The 21,262-nt window shown below is 74.8% G+C and carries 23 protein-coding genes; 13 read left to right on the top strand and 10 right to left on the bottom strand.

All coding sequences use genetic code 11. The features are described from left to right. Positions 1-663 precede the first annotated feature (663 nt). Positions 664-1,215, top strand: a complete 552-nt coding sequence (locus tag ACQP12_RS12925; protein WP_433287740.1) for a hypothetical protein — start codon at positions 664-666, stop codon at positions 1,213-1,215. A gap of 67 nt (positions 1,216-1,282) precedes the next feature. Here the strand turns inward: ACQP12_RS12925 and ACQP12_RS12920 are convergent, their stop codons facing one another. Then, positions 1,283-2,119, bottom strand: coding sequence for an undecaprenyl-diphosphate phosphatase (locus ACQP12_RS12920; protein WP_433287738.1), 837 nt, complete (start codon positions 2,117-2,119; stop codon positions 1,283-1,285). Next, entirely contained in the window at positions 2,116-3,168 is a 1,053-nt protein-coding gene (locus ACQP12_RS12915; protein ID WP_091265972.1) for an LLM class F420-dependent oxidoreductase, read from the bottom strand. Before ACQP12_RS12915 ends, ACQP12_RS12920 begins: the two co-directional genes overlap by 4 nt. Before the next feature lie 164 nt (positions 3,169-3,332). On the opposite strand from ACQP12_RS12915, the gene ACQP12_RS12910 reads away from it, so the two are divergent. Together ACQP12_RS12910 and ACQP12_RS12905 are read left to right on the top strand one after the other, a co-directional pair. Beyond that, the gene (locus ACQP12_RS12910) at positions 3,333-4,304 is read left to right on the top strand and encodes an aldo/keto reductase (protein ID WP_313721510.1); all 972 of its coding nucleotides are present in this window, start codon (positions 3,333-3,335) and stop codon (positions 4,302-4,304) included. A 93-nt stretch (positions 4,305-4,397) separates the two neighbouring features. Continuing rightward, on the top strand, positions 4,398-4,589 hold the full coding sequence (locus ACQP12_RS12905; RefSeq protein ID WP_091265978.1) for a DUF5703 family protein: 192 nt from the start codon (positions 4,398-4,400) through the stop codon (positions 4,587-4,589). Positions 4,590-4,649: 60 nt separating this feature from the next. Here the strand turns inward: ACQP12_RS12905 and ACQP12_RS12900 are convergent, their stop codons facing one another. Further along, positions 4,650-5,303 carry a hypothetical protein gene (locus ACQP12_RS12900; protein WP_357944946.1) on the bottom strand — a complete coding sequence of 218 codons (654 nt, stop codon included), beginning with the start codon at positions 5,301-5,303 and terminating at the stop codon, positions 4,650-4,652. Positions 5,304-5,363: 60 nt separating this feature from the next. After that, complete coding sequence (locus ACQP12_RS12895; protein WP_357944944.1) at positions 5,364-6,692, bottom strand: M20/M25/M40 family metallo-hydrolase; 1,329 nt, start codon at positions 6,690-6,692, stop codon at positions 5,364-5,366. A 182-nt stretch (positions 6,693-6,874) separates the two neighbouring features. Between ACQP12_RS12895 and ACQP12_RS12890 the strand changes: the two genes are divergently transcribed. From ACQP12_RS12890 to ACQP12_RS12880, 3 genes are all read left to right on the top strand, one after another. Continuing rightward, positions 6,875-7,492, top strand: a complete 618-nt coding sequence (locus ACQP12_RS12890) for a hemerythrin domain-containing protein (protein WP_433287734.1) — start codon at positions 6,875-6,877, stop codon at positions 7,490-7,492. Between the two features lie 74 nt (positions 7,493-7,566). After that, positions 7,567-8,550, top strand: coding sequence for a LysR family transcriptional regulator (locus ACQP12_RS12885; RefSeq protein ID WP_357944939.1), 984 nt, complete (start codon positions 7,567-7,569; stop codon positions 8,548-8,550). 19 nt (positions 8,551-8,569) lie between these two features. Further along, positions 8,570-8,806 carry a hypothetical protein gene (locus ACQP12_RS12880; RefSeq protein ID WP_357944937.1) on the top strand — a complete coding sequence of 79 codons (237 nt, stop codon included), beginning with the start codon at positions 8,570-8,572 and terminating at the stop codon, positions 8,804-8,806. A gap of 53 nt (positions 8,807-8,859) precedes the next feature. On the opposite strand, the gene ACQP12_RS12875 is transcribed toward ACQP12_RS12880, so the two are convergent. The 3 genes from ACQP12_RS12875 to ACQP12_RS12865 are packed head-to-tail and all read right to left on the bottom strand — an operon-like array spanning position 8,860 to position 11,968. Continuing rightward, complete coding sequence (locus ACQP12_RS12875; protein ID WP_151464370.1) at positions 8,860-9,210, bottom strand: DUF3140 domain-containing protein; 351 nt, start codon at positions 9,208-9,210, stop codon at positions 8,860-8,862. Further along, complete coding sequence (locus tag ACQP12_RS12870) at positions 9,210-9,383, bottom strand: hypothetical protein (RefSeq protein ID WP_357944932.1); 174 nt, start codon at positions 9,381-9,383, stop codon at positions 9,210-9,212. The genes ACQP12_RS12875 and ACQP12_RS12870 overlap by 1 nt, the downstream gene beginning before the upstream one ends. A 38-nt stretch (positions 9,384-9,421) precedes the next feature. Next, complete coding sequence (locus tag ACQP12_RS12865; protein WP_433287731.1) at positions 9,422-11,968, bottom strand: ATP-dependent Clp protease ATP-binding subunit; 2,547 nt, start codon at positions 11,966-11,968, stop codon at positions 9,422-9,424. Between the two features lie 119 nt (positions 11,969-12,087). Between ACQP12_RS12865 and ACQP12_RS12860 the strand changes: the two genes are divergently transcribed. From ACQP12_RS12860 to ACQP12_RS12840, 5 genes are all read left to right on the top strand, one after another. Continuing rightward, entirely contained in the window at positions 12,088-12,465 is a 378-nt protein-coding gene (locus ACQP12_RS12860) for a hypothetical protein (RefSeq protein ID WP_433287729.1), read from the top strand. Between the two features lie 201 nt (positions 12,466-12,666). Next, entirely contained in the window at positions 12,667-12,927 is a 261-nt protein-coding gene (locus ACQP12_RS12855) for a hypothetical protein (protein ID WP_030504016.1), read from the top strand. Between the two features lie 9 nt (positions 12,928-12,936). After that, positions 12,937-13,818 carry a hypothetical protein gene (locus ACQP12_RS12850; protein ID WP_433287727.1) on the top strand — a complete coding sequence of 294 codons (882 nt, stop codon included), beginning with the start codon at positions 12,937-12,939 and terminating at the stop codon, positions 13,816-13,818. Continuing rightward, positions 13,811-16,483, top strand: a complete 2,673-nt coding sequence (locus tag ACQP12_RS12845; RefSeq protein WP_433287725.1) for an FtsK/SpoIIIE domain-containing protein — start codon at positions 13,811-13,813, stop codon at positions 16,481-16,483. Before ACQP12_RS12850 ends, ACQP12_RS12845 begins: the two co-directional genes overlap by 8 nt. Next, positions 16,480-17,151 carry a hypothetical protein gene (locus ACQP12_RS12840; RefSeq protein ID WP_357944916.1) on the top strand — a complete coding sequence of 224 codons (672 nt, stop codon included), beginning with the start codon at positions 16,480-16,482 and terminating at the stop codon, positions 17,149-17,151. The genes ACQP12_RS12845 and ACQP12_RS12840 overlap by 4 nt, the downstream gene beginning before the upstream one ends. Before the next feature lie 153 nt (positions 17,152-17,304). On the opposite strand, the gene ACQP12_RS12835 is transcribed toward ACQP12_RS12840, so the two are convergent. Continuing rightward, positions 17,305-18,576 carry a cupin domain-containing protein gene (locus ACQP12_RS12835; RefSeq protein ID WP_433289255.1) on the bottom strand — a complete coding sequence of 424 codons (1,272 nt, stop codon included), beginning with the start codon at positions 18,574-18,576 and terminating at the stop codon, positions 17,305-17,307. A gap of 9 nt (positions 18,577-18,585) precedes the next feature. Further along, a complete protein-coding gene (locus tag ACQP12_RS12830) occupies positions 18,586-18,873 on the bottom strand; it encodes a hypothetical protein (RefSeq protein WP_091266016.1) in 288 nt (95 codons plus the stop codon). Positions 18,874-19,156: 283 nt separating this feature from the next. Between ACQP12_RS12830 and ACQP12_RS12825 the strand changes: the two genes are divergently transcribed. Continuing rightward, on the top strand, positions 19,157-19,900 hold the full coding sequence (locus ACQP12_RS12825) for a PIG-L deacetylase family protein (protein ID WP_357944913.1): 744 nt from the start codon (positions 19,157-19,159) through the stop codon (positions 19,898-19,900). A 9-nt stretch (positions 19,901-19,909) separates the two neighbouring features. Beyond that, positions 19,910-20,719: a DUF72 domain-containing protein gene (locus ACQP12_RS12820; RefSeq protein WP_433287722.1), complete on the top strand. Its 810-nt coding sequence runs from the start codon at positions 19,910-19,912 to the stop codon at positions 20,717-20,719. Here the strand turns inward: ACQP12_RS12820 and ACQP12_RS12815 are convergent. After that, positions 20,704-21,132 (bottom strand): DUF2267 domain-containing protein, encoded by a 429-nt coding sequence (locus tag ACQP12_RS12815; RefSeq protein WP_357944909.1) that lies wholly within the window; start codon positions 21,130-21,132, stop codon positions 20,704-20,706. The genes ACQP12_RS12820 and ACQP12_RS12815 overlap by 16 nt on opposite strands. Between the last annotated feature and the right edge of the window lie 130 nt (positions 21,133-21,262).

Here is a 21,262-nt window from a genome sequence, read left to right as displayed (position 1 = left end):
TCCGGCGTCCGGCGTTCGGGGTTCGGCGTCCGGCGTTCGGGGTTCGGCGTCCGGCGTTCGGGGTTCGGCGTTCGGGGTTCGGCGTTCGGGCTTCGGGGTCTGGGGTTCGGCGGTTCGGCGTTCGGCGAGAGGCACCGGCGAGGAGATGCGCGACGGGTACCGCGCCGATCCATCCACGTCATCAAGTTCGTAGCCGCCGACACAGGCAGCGTCAGCCTGGGGTGGATGTCCGGTTCGCACGCGGCCTCGGTCGCTGAGTGGAACCTCATGTATGTCTCTGGTGCCGGGATACCTCCATACCGTTCCACCGACCGTCCGTGTCTGGGTGCGGTGTCCGTTTCGCGGGGTGACCGGCGGCATCGCGGCGGCGGAATGGCGGGCGGGTGGGGGTCGTTGTATCCGGGTGAACGACCGAGGACCGCGCCCCGCCCGACGGGGTGACCGGCCCGCGTGACAGCCCGCCGAGGCGGGACTGCTCGGCCGGGAATGATGGTGGGCTGCCGGTCGTTGTACATGGTCCCGGCGCGACGAAGAGGCTTCGCCCCGCGCGCCGGATGATCCCCCTAAGACTTTCCTTGAGCGCCTGACGGTGCTTGCGCACACCACCCCTTGCCGACCCCCGTCGGTCCGGGTGTGCGCCAACCCCCGAATGGAGCTACCCCCATGAACACGATGCTGCGTAAGAGTGTGCTGGGTATTGCTGGTCTGGCCTTCACCGGTGGGATCTTCGCCGGTCCGGTCGCCGCCCACGCCGACGCCCGTCCGGTCGAGGGCAAGCCGGCCGCCGTGGCGGTGAGCGTGCAGGGCGCCCAGTCGCACATCGAGCTGAACGGTGAGCAGCTGGCCAACGCCAAGGCGATCATCGCGGCGACGAAGAAGGCCGGCCTGCCGGAGCGGGCGGCGGTGATCTCGATCGCCACGAGCCTGCAGGAGTCGAAGCTGGAGAACCTGGGGCACCTCGGCGACGCCAACGATCACGACTCGCTGGGCCTGTTCCAGCAGCGCCCGTCCAGTGGTTGGGGCACGCCGGAGCAGATCACCGACCCCGAGTACTCGACCCTGGCCTTCCTCAAGGGCCTCAAGCAGGTCGACGGCTGGGACAAGATGCCCCTGACCGGCGCCGCGCAGACCGTGCAGGTCTCGGCCTACCCGGACGCGTACGCCCAGTGGGAGCAGCAGGCCACCGACATCGTCGCGCACAACTGGAACAGCTGACAGCCGAACGAACGCTGGCCGGCACCCCCAACAACGGGGTGCCGGCCAGCGGCGTATCCGGATCAGGTCAGGTGGCGTCGATCGTGCCGGTGAGGAGCAGGCAGATGACCAGGGAGCCGAGCGCCACCCGGTAGAGGACGAACAGGTAGAGGGTGTGGTGCGCGACGTAGCGCAGGAGCCAGGCGATGGCCGCGTACCCGATGGCGAAGGCGATCACGGTGGCGACGACCATCTGCGCCACGCTCGGCGCGGCGGTGCCCGGTGCGGACGGCTCGAAGACGTCCGGGATGCTGAACACGCCGGAGATCACCACGGCCGGGATGGCGAGCAGGAACGAGTAGCGGGCCGCCGTCTCGCGGGTGAGGTTGAGCAGCAGGCCGGCGGTGAGCGTGCCGCCCGAGCGGGAGACGCCGGGGACCAGCGCGGCGGCCTGGGCGAAGCCCATGATGACGCCGTCACGCATCCGGAAGTTCTCCAGCGTGCGGGTCTGCCGCCCCCAGTACTCGGCCAGGGCGAGCACGATGGCGCCGAGGATCAGCGTGGTGGAGACCAGTCGCAGGTCCCGGCCGGCGGTGCGGATCTGGTCCTTGAACAGCAGCCCGAAGATGCCGATCGGGATCGTGCCGATGATGACGTACCAGCCCATGCGGTAGTCGAGGCTGGAGCGCACCGAGCGGTCGAACAGGCCGAGGCACCAGGTGCGGACGATCCGCCAGATGTCCTTGAAGAAGTAGATGAGCACCGCCGCCTCGGTGCCCAGCTGGGTCACCGCGGTGAACGACGCTCCGGCGTCCCGGTCGAAGAAGATCGCCGAGGTGATCCGCAGGTGCCCGGAGGACGAGACCGGCAGGAATTCCGTGAGCCCCTGGACGATGCCCAGGACGATGGCCTCGACCCAGGTCACTCGCCGACTCCGGAGAGGTCCAGCGCCTCGGCGACGGTCCGCAGGGTCTGCACGCCGCTGTCCCGGTCCGCCACGAAGAGGGTGACCGAGAGGGTGGTCACGCCGGCGGCGGCGTACTCCCGCATCCGCTCGGCGATGCGCTCCTTCGGGCCGAGCAGCGAGGTGCGGTCGATGAACTCCATGGGCACCGCGGCGGCCGCGTCGCGCTGCCGCTTGGCCAGGTAGAGGTCCTGCACCTCGCGGGCGGCGTCGCCGTAGCCCATCCGGGTGGCGAGCTGGTTGTAGAAGTTCTGCTGCCGGCTGCCCATGCCGCCGACGTAGAGGGCCGCGTACCAGCGGACCAGCTCGGCGCAGGTGGCGATGTCGTCGCCGACCACCACCGGCACGGACGGGACGACGTCGAAGCCGGCCAGCTCCTTGCCGGCCTTGGCCCGGCCGGCCCGCACCGAGGCGAGCTGCTCCTCGGCGAACTCGGGGGCGTAGAAGACGGCGAGCCAGCCGTCGGCGATCTCGCCGGCCAGCTCCAGGTTCTTCGGGCCGACAGCGGCCAGGTAGATCGGGATGTGCTCGCGCGGCGGGTGGAAGCCCAGCCGCAGCGCCTTGCCCGGGCCGTCAGGCAGCGGCAGGGTGTAGTGCTCGCCGTCGTACGCGACCTCCTTGCGGGCCACGGCCAGCTTCACGATGTCGACGTACTCCCGGGTGCGGGCCAGGGGCTTGGCGAAGCGGACGCCGTGCCAGCCCTCGGAGACCTGCGGGCCGGAGACGCCGAGGCCGAGCCGGAACCGGCCGCCGGAGAGCGCGTCGATGGTCGCCGCGGTCATCGCGGTCATCGCGGGGGTCCGCGCGGGGATCTGCATCACCGCGGCGCCCACGTCGATCCGCTCGGTCTGCCCGGCCATCCAGGCCAGCATGCTCGGCGAGTCGGAGCCGTAGGCCTCCGCGGCCCACACCACCGAGTAGCCGAGCCGATCCGCCTCCTGGGCCAGCGCCAGGTGGTCGGCCGGCGTGCTCCACGCCGTCTGGTATCCGAGGCTGAGCCCGAGTCGCACTGGTCCTCCCACCATCCGCACCACAGGTCGCATCAGGTTACGCAATGGAGGTGGTGGCGCGGGCCACGGGCTCACCTCGAACACGTCACATCCGCCGGAGGTCGCGCCGGAAGTTGACTGCGGCGAGGATATCCGTGACGCCGGCTTCGAAATAAGGTTCACCCATGCAACAGCGACCGCTCGGCCGAAGCGGGCTGGCGGTTTCGCGGCTCGCGCTCGGCACCATGACCTGGGGACGGGACACCGATGCCGATGACGCGGCCGCCCAGCTGAAGAGCTACCTCGACGCGGGCGGCAACCTCGTGGACACCGCCGACGTGTACGCCGACGGCGACGCCGAGTCGGTGATCGGCTCCCTGCTGGGCAGCCTGGTGCCCCGCGACGACCTGCTCATCGCCACGAAGGCGGGGCTGCGGCCGGGCAGCGGCCGGCGCCGGGACGGATCCCGGGGGCACCTGCTGCGCACCCTGGAGGCCTCGCTGCGCCGGCTCGGCACCGACCACGTCGACCTCTGGCAGGTGCACGGGTACGACCCGGACACCCCGCTGGAGGAGACGCTCTCCGCGCTCGACCACGCGGTGTCCAGCGGCAAGGCCCGGTACGTCGGGGTGTCGAACTTCTCCGGCTGGCAGACCGCCCGTGCCGCCGCCTGGCAGGCCGCCTGGCCGGGGCGGGCCCCGGTGGTGGCCGCCCAGGTGGAGTATTCGCTGCTGGAGCGGGGTGTGGAGCGCGAGGTGCTGCCCGCCTGCGAGGCCATGGGGCTGGGCGTGCTGCCCTGGTCGCCGCTGGGTCGCGGGGTGCTCACCGGCAAGTACCGCAACGGCCGCCCGGCGGACTCGCGGGCCGTGTCGCCGCACTTCGAGCGCTTCGTCGCCACCTACCTGGAGCCGCGCTGCTCCAGCATCGTGGAGGCGGTCGCCATCGCGGCCGGCGGCCTGGGCGTGTCGCCGCTGGAGGTGGCGCTGGCCTGGGTCCGGGACCGGCCGGGCGTGACCGCGCCGATCCTCGGCGCCCGCACCGTGGGGCAGCTCCTCGGGGCGCTGCAGGTGGAGCGGATGACCCTGCCGGAGGAGATCGTCACCGCGCTGGACGACGTCTCGGCGGTGCCGGTGGGCTACCCGGAACGGGACGGCTGAGCCCGTCCGGCCGAGCCCGCCCGGGCGAAGAGGGCGACGCGGGTCACCCTCAGGGGGTGGCGGCGCGCTGCAGGTCTGGGCAGCATAGAGGCCATGGACTACGAATACGCGCCGCTGCGGTTGCCCTCGAACGTCGATCGGTTGACCGCCGCGGCGCAGCTGGCGATCCAGGCGGAGTTCTCCGGCTGGGAACTGGCCCGGGTGCGGCTGTACCGGGACGGCACGCGGCAGGTCATGCTGCGCCGCCGCCGGGTCAACCAGCCGCAGCCGGGCCTCTCCTACTGACGGCCGCCGGGCGGGAGCGTCCCCGGGGCCCGCACACGGTGGGCCCCGAGGCGTCACTGCCTAGTGGGCGTGGTCGTGCTCCTCGTCGAGCTCCAGGAACGGGTGCTCGTCGAGCCGGCCGACCAGCCGGTCGTCGGCGGCCGGCTGGAACGGGCCGACCGGGTCGTCGTCGTCGAAGGACTCCAGGTCGACCGGGGTGCCGACCTCACTGACCATGACCACACCGTCGAGCGGCTCCAGCTCGGGCACGTCGAGGGCGGAGAGCGAGCCGTCGCCGCTCTGCAGCAGCTCCAGCACGGCCTCGCCGACCCCCTCGACCGCGGCCGGCTCGTCCTCCTCCGGGGTGCCCTCGCGGCGGGCCGCCTCGGCCGCCCGGATCAGCGCGGAGATGCTGGGCACCCGGTAGTCCCGCCGCTGGCGCACCGAGATCACCCGCGGGTGCGGGTCGGTCGCCTCGACGCCCTCGGCCCCGCCGAAGCGCTCGTCGGCCTCGTCCGGGTCGATCGACTCGACGTCCCACGGCGTCACCTCGCCGAACGCGTCGAGCAGCTGCTCGTCGTAGGCGAACGAGGCGTTGTTCAATGTGACGTACGCCTGCCAGACGGCGTCGTCGTCGATCCGGCCCTGGGCGGCGCGGACGGCGGCCAGGTGGGCGCGGGCCGCGTCGATCACCCGCTCGAGGGCGGCGTCCAGCTCACCGTGCTGGTCGGTCATGTGAGGCAGTCCCTTCGCGATGGGGGAGGTCCGGCGCCGGCGGCGGCGCGACGGGCACGGTCAGCAGCTGCGGAGAAAGCGGTCGAGAACCCGCACGCCGAACTGTAGTCCGTCCAGCGGAACGCGCTCGTCGATGCCATGGAACAGGCCGGAGAAATTGAGGTCGGCGGGCAGCCGCAGCGGCGCGAAGCCGAAGCACCGGATGCCGAGCTGGGAGAACGCCTTGGCGTCGGTGCCGCCGGAGAGCATGTACGGCACCGGCCGGGCGCCCGGGTCCTCGGCGAGCAGCGCGGCCGACATCGCCTCGACCAGGTCGCCGTCGAAGGTGGTTTCCAGGGCCGGCTGGCGCTGGATGTACTCGATGGCGATGTCCGGACCGACCAGCTCCCGCAGCTGCCGCTCCAGCAGCTCGCTCTGCCCGGGCAGGCTGCGGCAGTCGATGGTGGCGGTGGCCCGCCCCGGGATGACGTTGTCCTTGTAGCCGGCGGCCAGCCGGGTCGGGTTGGCGGTGTTGCGGATGGTCGCGCCGATGATGTTGGCGATCGGGCCGAGCTTGGCGATCGCGGTCTCCGGGTCGTCCGGGTCGATGTCGATGCCGAGGATGTCGGAGACCTCGGCGAGGAAGGCCCGTACGGTGTCGGTCATCACCACCGGGAAGCGGTGCCCGCCGATCCGGGCGACCGCCTCGGCGAGGGCGGTCACGGCGTTGTCGTCGTGCACCATCGAGCCGTGGCCGGGGCGGCCCTTGGCGTGCAGGCGCAGCCAGTCGATGCCCTTCTCGGCGGTCTCGATGAGGTAGAGCCGCCGGGACTCGTCCACCGAGTAGGAGAAGCCGCCGACCTCGCCGATCGCCTCCGTGCAGCCGTCGAAGAGGTGGCGGTGCCGTTGGGCGAGGAAGTGCGCGCCGTAGTCGCTGCCGGCCTCCTCGTCGGCGGTGAAGGCGAGCACGATGTCGCGGGACGGGCGGATCCCGGCCCGCTGCCAGCCGCGGACCACGGCCAGCACCATCGCGTCGAAGTCCTTCATGTCGATGGCGCCGCGGCCCCACAGGTAGCCGTCGCGGATCTCGCCGGAGAACGGGTGTACCGACCACTCGTCCGGGTCGGCGGGCACCACGTCGAGGTGGCCGTGCACGAGCAGCGCGTCCCGGCCCGGGTCGGTGCCGGGGATCCGGGCGACCAGGTTGGCGCGGCCCGGCGCGGACTCGATCAGTTCCGCGTCGACGCCGACCTCGGCGAGCTTCTCGGCGACGTACTCCGCGGCCTGGCGCTCCCCGACGCTGGTGTCGTTGTCCCCGGTGTTGGTGGTGTCGATGCGCAGCAGGTCGCGGCAGAGGTCCACGACCTCGTCGGTGGGGTCCGGTCGGGCGGAGGCGGGGTCGCTCGTCATCGCTTCTTCATACCAGCAGGGCCGGCCGGGCGGTCGCCCCCGGTCGGGGCGCGGTTTCGCGGATCGCGCGGGCGGGTACCGCCGGACCACCACACCCGTCGATCGGCTGGCCGGTGCTCGTGGCGCGGCGTCCGGCGCGCCGGGCCCGGACGGCCGTGGCCGCCAAGCTCAAGGAGGGCACCATGACCGTCCCCCTGCCGCCGTTGCCGCCCACCGCAGACGACGCGTACCGCCCGGGCGGGCGGAGCCTGGCCGACCTCGTGGACCGGGAGCACCGGGCGCTGCTCGGGCTGGCCGCGCAGGTCACCGACGCGGGCCTGGACCCGGCACGCCGCCGCGAGGTGCTGGACGTGCTGACGGCCGCGGTGTCCCGGCACCTGTCCGCCGAGGAGCAGTACCTCTTCCCGGCCGCCCGGGCCGCCGTGCCGGAGAGCAGCGACCTGGTGGACCGGGAGATCGAGGCGGACGCCGCCCTGCTGACCGCGCTGAAGGGACTGTCCGGGCCGGACGACCCGGCGGTGGCCGACGTCGCCGAGCGGGTACGCCGGCACGTCAGCCGGGTCGCCGCGCTGGTGACGCCGCTGCGCGAGGTGGCCAGCGACGCCGAGTTGATCCGGCTGGGCAACCGCTGGGAGATCGCCGAGGAGGCCGCGCCGACGCGGCCGCATCCGGGCACCCCGGCCACCCCGCCCTGGAACAAGATCGTCGAGCCGGCGGTGGGTGTGCTGGACAAGGTGCGCGACGTGGTCACCGGGCGGCGGACCCGCCTCGCGGACCTGGAGCGTCCCCGCGACCTCTGACCCCTGGCTCATACAGGTATACCGATGCCCGAAGACCCTTCCGCCCGGCCGTAGGGTGGTCCTACCGTCACCGTATGAATCTGGAGCTGCGACACCTGCGGGTGGTGTGCGCGATCGCGGAGACGGGGAGCGTCACCAAGGCGGCCTCCACGCTCGGCCTGGCCCAGCCGGCGCTGACCGCCCAGCTCCAGCGCATCGAACGGGCTCTGGGCGGGCCGCTGTTCGAGCGGGACCGCCGGGGCGCCCGGCCCACCGCGCTGGGCGAGCTGGTGCTGGACCGGGCCCGGGTGCTGCTGCCGGCCATGAAGGGCCTGCAGGACGAGGCGGCCCGCCTGGCCGGGGCGGGCGACCCGCTGAGCCGCTACCGGTTCGGCGGGGTGAACAGCCCCATCCTCGGCCGGCTGGTGCACCGGCTCGCCGCCGAGCGCCCCGACCTGCAGATCACCACGTACGCGTCGTGGTCGGTGGACGAGCTGGCCCAGCTGGTGGCCGGCGGGCGGCTCGACTTCGCGCTCACCGGGGTGTGCGGCGACGCCACCCCGTCGGCGGAGTCCGGGTTGAGCTGGCGGGCGGTGGCCGTCGACCCGGTCTTCGTGCTGCTGCCGCAGACCCACCCGATGGCCGCACGCGAGGAGGTGCGCCTCGTGGACCTGCGCCGCGAGCAGTGGGTGGCCGCGCCCGGGGACGGCTGCTTCGGCGACTGCTTCGCCGCGGCCTGCGCCCGCGCCGGCTTCACACCCCGCAAGGTCTACGAGGCGGACGTGCGGGCCTGCCTCGACCTGGTCGACGCGGGCGAGGCGGTGGCGCTGTGCCAGGCCACCTTCCGCCCGGTGGCCGGCCTGGTGACCCGCCGGCTCGCCGGGGCGCCGCTGCGCTGGCGGCTGCTGCTCGGCTGGCACCCGGACGCCCCGGCGGCGCGGGTCGCCGAGTCGGTGCTGGAGACGGCGGTGGCGGCGTACACCGACGCGCTGGCCAACCACCCGGACTACCTGGCGTGGCTGCTGGCCCACCCGGACTTCGGCGCGCAGCCGACCGCCCCGGGGGTGCGAACCGCCTGAGCGCGGGTATCTGGGCGGCATGACTGATCTGTACCCGGCCGCCGACGAGCGGGAGCTGCTGCGCCAGGCGGCCGCCACGCACACCGCCGCCTCCGCCGACCTGGAGGCGTTCCTGCGCCGGTTGCCGGAGGTGCCCGAGCCGGCCGACATCACCGAGTTCGCCAACCTGCTCAGCCGCGAGGAGCGGGCCCGCGGCGAACGGCAGGACGCGGCCGACGCGGCCGGCCTGCAACTGCCCAGCATGGAATCGGAATAGGGCGACGGCGGCGGCACCCGGGACCGGTGCCCGGGTGCCGCCGCGTCGCCGCGTCAGCGTTCGATGAGGACGTCGTGGCCGAGGTCGAGCAGGGAGTGCCGCCACTCGTCGTCGGCGTTGCCCCGGCTCGGCTTCTCCGCGCTGAGCGCCCGGATCCGCTCGATGGCGTCCCGCATCACCTCGATGTCCTCCGGGGTCAGGTCCACCTTGCGCTTGGTGAGCACCTGGAGGATCCGCCGCCCCGGTTCGGGCAGGTCGAGGTCGGGATTCGGGCCGAACGCCTCCTCCCCCGAGCCGCGGGTGAGCAGCCACTGCCGCAGCTGCTCGGAGGGGACGTTCACCTCGGCGTGGAAGTCGTCCCAGATCACCTCGACCTCCGGATCGAGTCGCGCCTCGCGTACCATCACGCCTCCTCTCCCGACGGCGACCCGGACGGCGTCGGGTCGCCCTCACCCTCTTCGGTCTGCTGCTTCAGGCCCTCCGGCGGCACCTTGACCCGGGCCGGGTTGGCGGTCGGCGGCGCCACGATGGGTTCGCTGCGTTCGGTGTCCTCCCGGGTCTCCTGGGGTTCGGTCACGTCCGCCCTCCGATCCGTCGGGTGTGGGGCGTCTTCCCTCATCGCGGATGGGACGTCGATGCGGTCGTGTAGCCGCGGTCGGAGGCGGCCACGTCGAAGGCGAGCTGGCCATCCCGGGCGTCGACGGTGATCTGCTGGCCGGGCGAGATCTGGTTCTCCAGCAGCATCCGGGAGAGCCGGTTGTCGACCTCGCGCTGGATGACCCGGCGCAGCGGCCGGGCGCCGAACTCGGGCTGGTAGCCGTGCTCGGCCAGCCAGTCCACGCCGGCCGTGGTGAACTCGACCCGGATGTCCTGGGCGTGCAGCCGGCGGCGGGTCTCCTCCAGCATCAGCCCGGTGATCTGGCGCAGCTGCTCGGCCTCCAGCCGCTGGAAGATGATCACCTCGTCGATCCGGTTGATGAACTCGGGCCGGAAGTTCTCCTGGAGGCGGCGCATCAGCCGCTCGCGCAGGTCGTTGGCCTCCTGCTCGCCGGGCTCGCCGGCGCCGAAGCCGACCGTGCGCTGGGTGCCGGTGATCAGCTCGGAGCCGAGGTTGCTCGTCATGATCAGTACGGTGTTCTTGAAGTTGACCGTGCGCCCCTGGCTGTCGGTGAGCCGGCCGTCGTCGAGCACCTGGAGCAGGATGTTGAACACGTCCGGGTGGGCCTTCTCGATCTCGTCGAGCAGCACCACCGCGTACGGGCGGCGACGCACCGCCTCGGTGAGCTGGCCGGCCTCCTCGTAGCCGACGTACCCGGGGGGCGCGCCGACCAGCCGGCTGACCGTGTGCCGCTCCTGGAACTCGCTCATGTCCACCCGGACCATCCGGTCGGCCTCGCCGAACAACGCCTCGGCGAGGGCCCGGCCCAGCTCGGTCTTGCCGACACCGGTGGGGCCGAGGAAGAGGAAGCTGCCCATCGGCCGGTCCGGGTCGGCCAGGCCGGTACGCGAGCGGCGCACCGCCTCGGCCACCGCGCTGACCGCCTCGTCCTGGCCGATCACCTTCTCGTGCAGGTGCCCCTCCAGGCGCAGCAGCCGGTCCCGTTCCTCCTCGGTGAGCTGGTTGACCGGGATGCCGGTGGCCCGGGAGACCACCTCGGCGATCTCCTTCGGCCCGACCTCGGGCACGTGGTTGGGGCCCTCGTCGCCGCGGGCGCGGCGGACCTGGTCCTCCAGTTCGGCGATCCGGTCGCGCAGGGTGGACGCCCGTTCGTACTGTTCGTCGGAGACGGCCTGCTCCTTGTCCCGGCGTACGTCGTCGAGCTGCTGCTCCAGCTCGCGCACGTCGGCGGCCGGGGTGCGGGTGCGCAGCCGCACCCGGGCGCCGGCCTGGTCGATGAGGTCGATCGCCTTGTCCGGCAGGTATCGGTCGGTGACGTACCGGTCGGAAAGTTCGGCGGCGGCGACCAGCGCCTCGTCGGTGAAGCGGACCTGGTGGTGGGCCTCGTACCGGTCGCGCAGCCCGCGCAGGATGGCGACGGTGTCCTCGACGCTGGGCTCGGGAACCAGCACGGGCTGGAACCGGCGGGCCAGGGCCGCGTCCTTCTCGATGCTCTTGCGGTACTCGTCCAGCGTCGTCGCGCCGATCACCCGCAGCTCGCCGCGGGCCAGGGCCGGCTTGAGCATGTTGGACGCGTCCATGCCGCCCTCGCTGCCGGCGCCGCCCGCGCCCACCAGGGTGTGGATCTCGTCCAGGAAGATGATCAGCTCCTCGCGGTGGGCCCGGATCTCGTCGATCACCTTCTTGAGCCGTTCCTCGAAGTCGCCCCGGTAGCGGGTGCCGGCCACGAGGCTGGCCAGGTCGAGCTGGATGACCCGCTTGCCGATCAGCGTCTGCGGGACGTCCCCGTCGCAGATCCGCTCGGCCAGCCCCTCCACGATGGCGGTCTTGCCGACGCCGGCCTCGCCGATCAGCACGGGGTTGTTCTTGGTACGCCGGGACAGGATCTCCACGGCCTGCTCGATCTCGTCGGCCCGGCCGATCACCGGGTCGATCTGGTCCATCCGGGCCAGGTCGGTGAGGTCCTGGCCGTACTGGTCGAGGGTGGGGGTGCCACGGTCCGGCTTCGGGCCGGTCATCGGGCCGCGCTCGGCGCTGGCCGCCTGGAGCGACTCGGGCTGGATCCGCCCGGCGGCGAGCATCCGGCCGGCCGGCGACTCCGGGTTGAGCGGCAGGGCCATGAGGATGTGCTCGGGGCCGATGTAGTTGGCGCCCATGGCCCGGGACAGCTGGTGGGCGTCGAGCAGCGCCCGCTTCGCGGCCGGGGTGAGCGACAGGTTCGGCGGGACCTCGCCCCGGGGCGCCCCGTCACCGCGCCCGCCCAGCGCGTTGACCAGCGCGTCCGGGTCGGCGCCGGCCCGGCGCACCAGGTCGCGCAGCGGCTCGCGCTGCAACGCCGCCCACAACAGGTGGTCGGTGTCCAGGTCGTTGCTGTGCTTCTGGGCCGCGCGGCGCGCGGCGTCGGCCAGCATCTCCCGCGCGTCGGCGGTCATGAGCCGGGTGATGTCGACCCGGTGCGCCGGCCGGCGTCCTCCCTCGCCCCGCCCGAAGTACCGGGCCAGGAACTCGTCCCACGGGTCGTTGCCGAAGTCACCAGGTCCCATAATCTCTGTCCTCCGCAGTCGGTCGGCACGGCCGCCGGGGCGCGACATGGCGCGGCACGGTCGGCGGTGGCTACCCGGCGGTCGGCGCGACAAACGCGGGCGGGTGGCACGCTGGGGGCATGGAGACCCGGCCCCTGCTGATCGTCGACGGCGCGAACGTGGTGGGCTCGCGGCCGGACGGCTGGTGGCGGGACCGGGCCGGGGCGGCCGCCCGGCTGCGCGACGCGCTGGTGCCGGTCGCCGAGGCGGGCGTGCCGCCGGAGCTGCCGCCGCCGGTGGAGGTGGTGCTGGTGGTGGAGGGCGCGGCCCGGGACGTTCCGGCGGTGCCCGGGGTCGCCGTGGTCTCCGCGCCCGGCTCCGGCGACGACACCATCGTCGCGCTGGTCGCGGCCGCCCCGGAGCGCCGCCGGGCGGTGGTCACCGCCGACCGGGAGCTTCGGGCCCGGGTGGCCGCGCTCGGGGCCGAGGTGTACGGCCCGCGCCGGGTGCCCCGCTGACCGTTTTCCGGGACGCCGGCCCGTCCCGCCCACGGGACCCGAGGGTCCGCCGGCGGGACCCGACAGCGCCGCCACACAGCGCCTTTCCGCACGTCAGAGCGACAATCGGACAGCCGGGCAGGAACGCCGCGAGGGTGGATGTTCTCCCGCCCATCGGGATGGGTTGTAATGGAGATCTCCCCCGCCCCCAGGAGGTCCCCCGTGGCGAGCGTCGCCGAGCTGAAGGCAGCCATCGATGTCGCTCTCCAACAGATAGGAGACGGGCAGACAGCGGTGCAGGCGGCCGGGGAGAAACTGGCCGAGGCGCAGCAGACCCTCGCCGGCGCGCTGGAGGGCAGCGGCCACGAGACCGTCGAGGCGGCCCAGGCCTCGCTGACCCAGGCCAGCCAGGAGCTGGAGGAGTGTCTCGCCGCCACGCTGGTGGCGGTCGAGCAGGCGCAGCTCTACGTCGCCACCCTCTGAGGACCGGCCGTGTCCATCATCGAGGACATCGGCGCGCAGGTCCGCGCCGCCGCCGAGGAACTGCCCCTGGCCCAGCTCGCCGCCGCGCTGGAGAAGTTCGGCCAGGCCACCGAGCGGCTGCGCTGGGTACGCCAGGAGTCGGCCAACCCGATGGGGGTGCCGGAGCTCTCCGCCGCCACCGAGCACGCCGAGACCGCCGGGTACGCGCTGCGGGTGGCGCAGGAGCAGCTGTCGGCGTACCTGGCCGCGATCGGGCTGGCCGCCGACGGGGCGCCCGCACCGAAGGCCGCGGACCGCCGGCCGCGGCACGACGCGGCCCGCGGGGAGGTCGCATCCCCCGCCCCTGACGCCGCCCCGGAGCCCGACGAGCAGCCGGCCGTACGGCGCTGGTGGGCGGTGCGGGTCGCGGAGCTGACCGGCGGCCGGGAGGGCGCCCCGGACGACCCGGACGAGCGGGTCGGGGACTCCCGCGAGCTGCTGCGCCGGGTGGTGACCGGCATCCGCGCCGGCGACCGGGACCGGCTGCACCGGGAGCTGCGCCGGGCGCACGCCGACGTCGGGCTGGGGCTGGCCGCGATCGCCCCGCCGATGCTGCGCGGCCTGGCCGGCGAGCTGCTCGGCCACCCGCCGCGCGCCGACGACCTGGGCCGGCTGCGCCGGGAGCTGGACGGGCGGGTCCGCGACCTGCTGCCCGGCCTGCCCCCGCCGGTGCTGGACACCCTGCTCACCCGGGTCTGCCGGATGCCCCCGCCGCGCCGCGCCGACGACCGGGAGCAGCCGCACGCGGCCGACCCGGCCGTCACCGCCGGGGTGGTCACCGGGGTGCTGCTCGACCGGCTCGGCCGCGACCTGCCCAAGGACACCGACGACCGGGAGCCGTCCCGTGGCTGACGTCCGCGCGCAACTGGTGACGCGGGTCCGGGGGCTGCTCTCCGAGGCCCTGGGCACCACCCGGAACCGGCTCGCCGACGCCGACGCCGACCTGGCCGCCGGCCGGGATCGGCTGGCCCGGGTGCGGCGGGCCGCCGCGGCCGTGCCGGAGCGGGTGGGCGCGGCGCGCGACCAGCGACTCGCCGAGATCGACGCCCGGCACGCCGCCCGGATCGCCGAGCTGGCCCGCCGGGCCGCCGCCGCGGCCGGGCGGGAGGCCCCGGGCGCGGCGTCCGCGCCGTGGGACGACTGGCGGGCCACCCCCGCCGGCCGGGCCGAGCCACCCGGCGCGGTCCGGGTCGGCACGGTACGCATCCCCGGCGCCGAGCCGGTGCCGGCGCTGGTTCCGCTGCTCGACGCCGGGCACGTGCACCTCGCCGGCAGCGACCGGGAGGGCGTCGCCGCGGTCGTGCCCGCGCTGCTGCTGCGGTCGGTGGGCCGGGCCGACCCCGGGGCGGTCCGGCTCTTCGGGTACGACCCGGAGCACCTCGGCGGCGGGCTGGCCGGGTTCGCCCCGCTCGGCACCGCCGGGCTGCTCACCTTCGTCGGCCCCGGCGGCCTCGGCCGGCTGCTCGACGACCTGGTGGAGCAGATCCGCCGGATCAACGAGACCGTGCTGGCCGGCGAGTACGCGTCGCTGCGCGAGCTGGCCGCCGCGACCGGCCGGCGCCCCGAGCCGTGGCGGGTGGCGGTGCTGCTCGGCGGCGACGAGCTGTCCCGGCACGAGCGCGGCCAGCTGGACCGGGTGGTGCGTACCGGTGCGGCCTGCGGCGTGCACCTGGTGGTCCGCGGGATCGACCTGCCCGACGGGCCGACCGTCACCCGGGTGGTGGTCGACCCGGACGACGCCCGGATCGGCGGCCTGCCGGTGGCGCTCGACGCCCCGCCGCCGGCCGGGCTGGTCACCGAGACCTGCCGCGACGTGGCCTCCCGGGTCAACGCCGGGCCACCGCCGGCGCCCTTCACCGACCTGCTCCCCCCGGCCGACGAATACTGGCGGGAGGACTCGGCGCACGGGCTGACCGCGCCGATCGGCGAGGGCCCGCACGGGCGGCCCGTGCTGCTCACCCTCGGCGACTACCCGCCGCACGCCCTGATCGGCGGCCCGTCCGGCACCGGCAAGACCAACCTGATCTTCGCGTGGATCGGCGCGCTCGCCGCCCGCTACTCCCCCGCCGAGCTGGAGTTCTACCTGCTCGACTTCAAGGAGGGGGTGTCCTTCGCCCGGTTCGCCCAGGGCCGGCGGGACCCGAGCTGGCTGCCGCACATGCGGCTGGTCGGGATCAACGTCAACACCGACCGGGAGTTCGGGCTGGCGCTGCTGCGGTTCCTCGCCGAGGAACTGCGCCGCCGGGCCGACGCGGCGAAGAAGCACGAGGTCACCAAGCTGGCCGAGCTGCGCGCGGTCGACCCGACCGGGCACTGGCCGCGGATCGTGGCGGTGGTCGACGAGTTCCAGGCGCTGCTCGCCGGCCGGGACGTGGTCGCCCGGGAGGCCGCCGACCTGCTGGAGGACCTGGCCCGGCGGGGCCGGTCGCAGGGCATCCACCTGGTGCTCGCCTCGCAGGACGTGCGCGGCATCGAGGCGCTGTGGGGGCGGCCCGCCCTCGTCGCGCAGTTCACCCTGCGCATCGCCCTGCCCAAGGCGCTGCGGATCCTGGCCGAACGCAACGACGCGGCGCAGTCGCTACCCCGGCACCACGCCGTGGTCAACGCCGAGTCCGGCCTGGCCGAGGGGAACGAGGTGGCCCGCATCCCGTCGGCCGGCGACTGGGAGACGTGGAGCCAGCTCCAGCACCGGCTGTGGCGGATGCGCCCGCAGGACGCCGCCCCGGCCCGCCTTTTCGACGGCGACGCGATCCCGCGGCTGGCCGAGGCGCCCGACTTCCGGGCGCTCACCGCCCCCGAGCAGGGGGTGCCGCGCAGCCCCGTGGCGCTGCTCGGCGAGATCATCGACGTGCAGGCCCGCTCGGCGGCGCTGCGGCTGCCCCGCGCACCCGGCCGGAACCTGGCCGTGCTCGGCACCCGGGTCGACGAGGCCTGCGCGGTGCTGGACGCCGCCGCCCGCTCCCTCGCGCGGCAGTACCGGCCCGGCACCGCCCGGTTCTCCATCGCCTGCCTCGACCCGGACGCCGACCCGGCCGCCCGCGCCCTCTACGAGGACCTGGCCGACGACGCCTCCTGGTACGACGAGGAGACGGTGCCGGAACTGATGGCGGAGGTCGGCGACGCGCTCGGCGCCCCGGGCACCCCGCAGACCCCGCACTTCCTGCTGCTGTACGCGGTCGACGCGGCAGCCGGGCAGCTCGCCGGGAAGGCCGGCCGGCGGACCGGTCTGGAACAGCTGCGCCGGATCCTGCACGACGGGCCGGAACGGCGTACCCACGTGCTGGCCTGGTGGCGCGGCGTGGCCCGGATGCGGGTCGACCTGGGCGGGCCGGCGGCGCGCACCGACCAGATCGGCGCCTGGGTGGCGCTCGACGTGCAGGGCGCCGAGCTGGGCTCCTCGCTCTACCCGGGCACCGGCGGGCCGGACTGGTATCCCCGCCCGTGGCGGGGCCTCTACTTCGACCGGGCGGTGCACCGCACCGGACAGGTGATCATCCCTTATGGTCCCTCCCGATGAACGAACCGGTTGCCAGTGAGACGTACGCCGCCCAGGTCCGCCGGCTCGCCGAGCTGACCGCCCGGGTGGCCGCCCAGCGCGCCGAGGCGCACGGCTGGTACGCGCAGCAGGTCGCCGCCGCCGACCGCGCCGTGGCCGACGCCGCCGAGCAGGTGCGGCGGGCCGAGGCGGAGGTGGCCGAGGCGCGGCGCATGGTGGAGCGGGTGGACACCGAGGCCACCCACCTGTGGGGGCAGCTCCGGGAGCGGATCGGCGCCGGCGGCCGGCGGCTCGGCGACCCGCCCGGTCCGGCCCGCGACGCCACCGGCGACCCGGTGCCGCTGCTGCGCGGGGTACGCGAGCTGCTGGACCGCACCCGGCAGCCGGGCGAGCTGCCGGGCTCGGCCAACCCGCTGCTGGTCGGCTGCGGCGTCGGCGGGGCGCTGGTGGCGTACGCCCTGGGCGAGGGCGCGCGGGCGCTGGGCGCCGGCTCCGGCGGGGACCTTGCCGTCGGCCTGCCCGTGCTGGCCCTGGTGGTGACGCTGCTCGGGCCGCTGGTCGGGTTGGCGCCGGCCCGGCTGCTCGCCGACCGCCGTCACGCCGTGCTGACCCCCCGCCCGATCATGCTGGTCGCCGCCACCGGCCTGGCCACGACCGCCCTCCTACTGACCCTGACCGCAACCCGCTGACCGACCCCCGCCCGGCCCGGCCGGCCCGGTGATCATGAAGTTGTTGCCGCGACACGCCGTCGTGGCGGGCAACAACTTCATGATCGACCGGCCAGGACGGCGGTCGGCGACGCGCTCGGGCGAGGCGGCGAGGGGGCGAGAGGTGCCGGGGGGTCAGGCGGGGGTCAGGACGGCTTCCTTGAGGAGGCGGCGGGTCAGGACCAGGCGGTCGGCGTCGTCGTCCAGGCCGGGCAGGTCGCCGACCCGGGTCACCTCGCCGGCGAGCAGCGCGCGCAGGGCCGGCTCGCAGGTGCCGGGCAGGGTGATGGTGCGGTCGACGAGGCGCAGCGCCACCTTCTCGTCCCCCGTCGGGGTGAGCTGCCAGCGCAGCCCGGCCCGCGGCGCGACCCGGCTGTCCGCGTCGAGCGTGGCCAGGGCGGCGGCCTGGGCGAGGGGCCGGATGGGCGCCGGGCGGGCGGCCGGCCAGGCCCGGGCGCGCAGCCGCGCGGCCACCGCGGCCGGATCGGCCCGCAGGAGCCAGTCGCGCAGCGCCTCGACCGTCTCGGTCAGCTCCGGCTCGATGGCGTCCGGGTCGGCCACGTCGATGCCGAACGGCAGCCCGGCGCGCAGCCGGGCGTCCTCGGCGGACAGCGCCAGCAGCTCCTCGACCAGGGCGTACCGGGTCAGCGCCCGGATGCCGACGGTCAGGTGCAGGGAGCTGGCCTCCTGCGCCTGGGCGCTGTGCAGCCAGCCGCGCGGCAGGTAGAGCGCGTCGCCGGGTTCGAGCACCACGTCCAGCGCGGGCCGGCCCTCGGCGACGGCGGAGACCTCGTCGGCCCGGCCGCCCCAGGGCTGCTTCTCCAGCGGGTCGGGCAGCACCGGCGGGTGGATCCGCCAGTGCTTGCGTCCGTCCACCTGGAGCACGAAGACGTCGTGGGTGTCGTAGTGGGTGGCGAAGCCCTGGTTGCCGGCCGGAGTCAGGTAGGCGTTGACCTGCAACGGCTGGGCCAGCGCGGCGCCCAGGTCGCGGGCGAAGTCGACAAGCGCCGGCCAGGTCCGGTGCAGGCCCTGGAGGACCAGGGTGGCGCCGTCGGCGTACAGGGCGAGGATCTTCTCGTCGAGGACCTGGTCGCCGATCTCGGCGCCCGCGCCGCCGCCGCCGGTGAACCGCGCCGCCGGCACGAGCTGGCCGTCCTTGGCGACCCGCAGGAACGGGGTACGCAGGCCGCGCCGGCTGAGCAGCTCGTCGACGTCGGCGGGGCTGAGCAGGTCGGTGAAGCCGGCCGGGTTGGGCAGCTCGGCCGCCCGGGACAGCAGCGGGCTGCGCCCCCAGTGGTCGGCGGCGAACTTGGCCGGCTCGACCGCCACGCAGCGCGCGAGGGCGTCGGCCGCGGAAGACGGAACCGCCGGGCGGCCGTGGCCGCCCGGCGGGTCGAGGTGCGTCACGGTCATCCGTCAGGCGCTGCCGTCGGCGCCGCCGTCGCGCTGACCGGGGGTCGCGCCGCCGTCGGCCGGGCCCTCGGCGCTGCCGTCCGCCCCGCCGTCATGCTGACCGGGGGTCGCGCCACCGTCGGCCGGGCCCTCCGCGCCCGCGTCGGCACCCTGGTCCCGGCCGCGCTCGGCGCCACGGTCCGCGCCGCCGTCGGCGCCGCCGTCCTGCTGGCCCGGGGTCGCGCCACCGTCGGCCGGGCCCTCGGCACCGCCACCGCCGGTGGTCTGCATGTCGTCGTCGTTGAGTGCCATGGGTGCTCCCTCGGTGTGCCGCCCCGTCGTCGGGGTCCGTGTGCAGCGGGTGGTACCCCACGCCCGATCTTCTCTAACCACACCGTAGACGCCCGGACGCGGCCGCACGGACGGTTCGCCGCGCCCCGGCGCGGGTCACCCGATGCGGCAGGTCACGCCCTTCACAGTGCACGTCGCCGGCGACGACGGGCGCCGCGGGGGCCGGTGTCCGCGGGTTGCCGGGCGGCGGGCGGACGCGTCCGGTGCCAGGATGGCGGAGAGGGAGCACCGGGAAGGGGTGGGCGTGGGACAGCCGGAGCCGTTGACGCCGCTGGCCGAGGACTGGCAGCGGGCACTCGCCGTGGTGGCCCACCCGGACGACCTGGAGTTCGGCGCGGCCGCCGCGGTGGCCCGCTGGACCGGGCAGGGCAAGCAGGTCGTCTACTGCCTGCTCACCAGCGGCGAGGCGGGCATCGACGGCATGCCGCCGGAGCGCAGCCGGGTGCTGCGGGAGGAGGAGCAGCGGGCCTCCGCCGCCGTGGTCGGGGTGGACACCGTGGAGTTCCTCGGCCTCCCCGACGGTCTGCTGGAGTACGGCGTGGCGCTGCGCCGCGCGATCGCCGCCGTGGTGCGCCGGCACCGCCCGGACGTCGTGCTCACCAACAACTTCCGGGAGACCTGGGACGGGGCGTACGCGCTCAACCAGGCCGACCACATCGCCTGCGGCCGGGCCACGCTGGACGCCGTCCGGGACGCCGGCAACCGCTGGATCTTTCCGGAGCAGCTCACCGACGGGGTGGGGCCGTGGTCCCGGGTCCGCGAGGTGTGGGCGGCCGGCTCCCCGCAGGCCCGGCACGGGGTGGACGTGACGGCCAGCTTCGACCGGGGGGTGGCGTCGCTGCGCGCGCACGGGGCGTACCTGAGCGGGCTCGGCGACGGCGGTTTCGACGCCGAGGAGTTCCTCGAGGGGCTGGCCCGGCCGGCCGGCACCCGGCTGGGCGTCCGGTACGGGGCCGCCTTCGAGGTGTTCCGGATCGACCTCGCCTAGGCGGCCGCGATGATCCTGGTGGGCACGTCGGGCTGGCAGTACCGGGACTGGCGGGAGCGCTTCTATCCGGCGAAGCTGCCGCAGCGGCTCTGGCTGGAGCACTTCGCCGCGCGGTTCGCCACGGTCGAGGTCAACAACGCCTTCTACCGGCTGCCCGAGCGGGACACCTTCGTGGCCTGGCGGGACCGCACGCCGGGCGACTTCTGCGTGGCGGTGAAGATGAGCCGCTACCTCACCCACATCAAGCGGCTGCGGGAGCCGGCCGAGCCGGTGGCCCGCTTCCTGGACCGGGCGACCGGGCTGGGCGACCGGCTGGGGCCGGTGCTGGTGCAGCTCCCGCCCACCATGCGGGCCGACCCGGCGGCCCTGGACGCGACGCTGCGGCTGTTTCCCGCCGAGGTGCGGGTGGCCGTGGAGCCCCGCCATCCGTCCTGGTGGACCGACGACACCCAGCGGGTCCTGGAGCGCCACCGGGCGGCGCTGGTCTGGGCGGACCGGCTGAGCCGCCCGGTCACCCCGCTGTGGCGCACCACCGACTTCGGCTACCTGCGGCTGCACGAGGGCCGGGCCCGGCCCTGGCCCCGCTACGGTCGCGCCGCGCTGGCGACCTGGGTGCGCCGGCTCGCCACCGCCTTCCCGGCCGGCGAGCCGGCGTACGTCTACTTCAACAACGACCCGGGCGGGGCGGCCATCGTCGACGCGGTGGCCTTCGCCGGGCTGGCCCGGCGGGCCGGGCTGCCGGTCACCCGGACGCCGCCGGCCCGCCCCGCCGGTGCGGCGGAGCGGGCCGGGGACGGAGCCGGTCAGGGAATCATCTGACCCAGGTCCTTCGGCATGGTGGACTTCACGTCCTCCCACTCGCCCTGCGTCACGTGCCGGCGCAGGGTGTCCAGCACCACCTGCACCACCCGCTGCGGGCCGCCCTCCACGTCGTACGGGAAGCCCTGGCGGACCTCGTAGAGGAAGTCGTCGCGGTTCAGCTTGATCGGCACGTTCTCCGGCTGCCAGCCGTCGAAGTAGATGCCGCGCACCAGCACCGGCAACTGCTGGGCGAACTCGGCGCTCTCCTGCACCGGCATCCGGTCCCGCAACAGGTGCAGCACCGTACGCAACGCCGCGTAGGACTGGTTGCGCTGCGCCTTCGGCCAGCCGTACGCCGACTCGATCTCCTTGAGGATCACGTTCGTCTTGTCCAGCGAGGACTCGAACGCGGAAATCAGCTGCTCAGCCATCTGCCCACCCCCGTGCTTCGCTTTCCCAACGTCGGTCGTCGGTGCGTCGCGGCGGCCCGCTGGGCCCCCGCCAGAGCCGGGTCGGGGTGAACCGCCCGGGCCGCCCGCCCCGCCGGGGCGCGTCGGGATT

Origin of the sequence: Micromonospora sp. CA-244673 (assembly GCF_050948395.1) — a bacterium.
Taxonomy (GTDB): Bacteria; Actinomycetota; Actinomycetes; order Mycobacteriales; family Micromonosporaceae; genus Micromonospora.
The sequence above is the reverse complement of the archived record's forward strand: the minus strand, read 5'-3'. Positions and strand labels throughout refer to the sequence as shown.

Excerpts from the sequence above, each read along its gene's own strand:
- ACQP12_RS12925 (WP_433287740.1), top strand. The coding sequence starts at position 664 with ATGAACACGATGCTGCGTAAGAGTGTGCTGGGTATTGCTGGTCTGGCC.
- ACQP12_RS12910 (WP_313721510.1), top strand. The coding sequence starts at position 3,333 with ATGCAACAGCGACCGCTCGGCCGAAGCGGGCTGGCGGTTTCGCGGCTC.
- ACQP12_RS12905 (WP_091265978.1), top strand. The coding sequence starts at position 4,398 with ATGGACTACGAATACGCGCCGCTGCGGTTGCCCTCGAACGTCGATCGG.
- ACQP12_RS12900 (WP_357944946.1), bottom strand. The coding sequence starts at position 5,303 with ATGACCGACCAGCACGGTGAGCTGGACGCCGCCCTCGAGCGGGTGATC.
- ACQP12_RS12895 (WP_357944944.1), bottom strand. The coding sequence starts at position 6,692 with ATGACGAGCGACCCCGCCTCCGCCCGACCGGACCCCACCGACGAGGTC.
- ACQP12_RS12890 (WP_433287734.1), top strand. The coding sequence starts at position 6,875 with ATGACCGTCCCCCTGCCGCCGTTGCCGCCCACCGCAGACGACGCGTAC.
- ACQP12_RS12885 (WP_357944939.1), top strand. The coding sequence starts at position 7,567 with ATGAATCTGGAGCTGCGACACCTGCGGGTGGTGTGCGCGATCGCGGAG.
- ACQP12_RS12880 (WP_357944937.1), top strand. The coding sequence starts at position 8,570 with ATGACTGATCTGTACCCGGCCGCCGACGAGCGGGAGCTGCTGCGCCAG.
- ACQP12_RS12875 (WP_151464370.1), bottom strand. The coding sequence starts at position 9,210 with ATGGTACGCGAGGCGCGACTCGATCCGGAGGTCGAGGTGATCTGGGAC.
- ACQP12_RS12865 (WP_433287731.1), bottom strand. The coding sequence starts at position 11,968 with ATGGGACCTGGTGACTTCGGCAACGACCCGTGGGACGAGTTCCTGGCC.
- ACQP12_RS12860 (WP_433287729.1), top strand. The coding sequence starts at position 12,088 with ATGGAGACCCGGCCCCTGCTGATCGTCGACGGCGCGAACGTGGTGGGC.
- ACQP12_RS12840 (WP_357944916.1), top strand. The coding sequence starts at position 16,480 with ATGAACGAACCGGTTGCCAGTGAGACGTACGCCGCCCAGGTCCGCCGG.
- ACQP12_RS12830 (WP_091266016.1), bottom strand. The coding sequence starts at position 18,873 with ATGGCACTCAACGACGACGACATGCAGACCACCGGCGGTGGCGGTGCC.
- ACQP12_RS12820 (WP_433287722.1), top strand. The coding sequence starts at position 19,910 with ATGATCCTGGTGGGCACGTCGGGCTGGCAGTACCGGGACTGGCGGGAG.
- ACQP12_RS12815 (WP_357944909.1), bottom strand. The coding sequence starts at position 21,132 with ATGGCTGAGCAGCTGATTTCCGCGTTCGAGTCCTCGCTGGACAAGACG.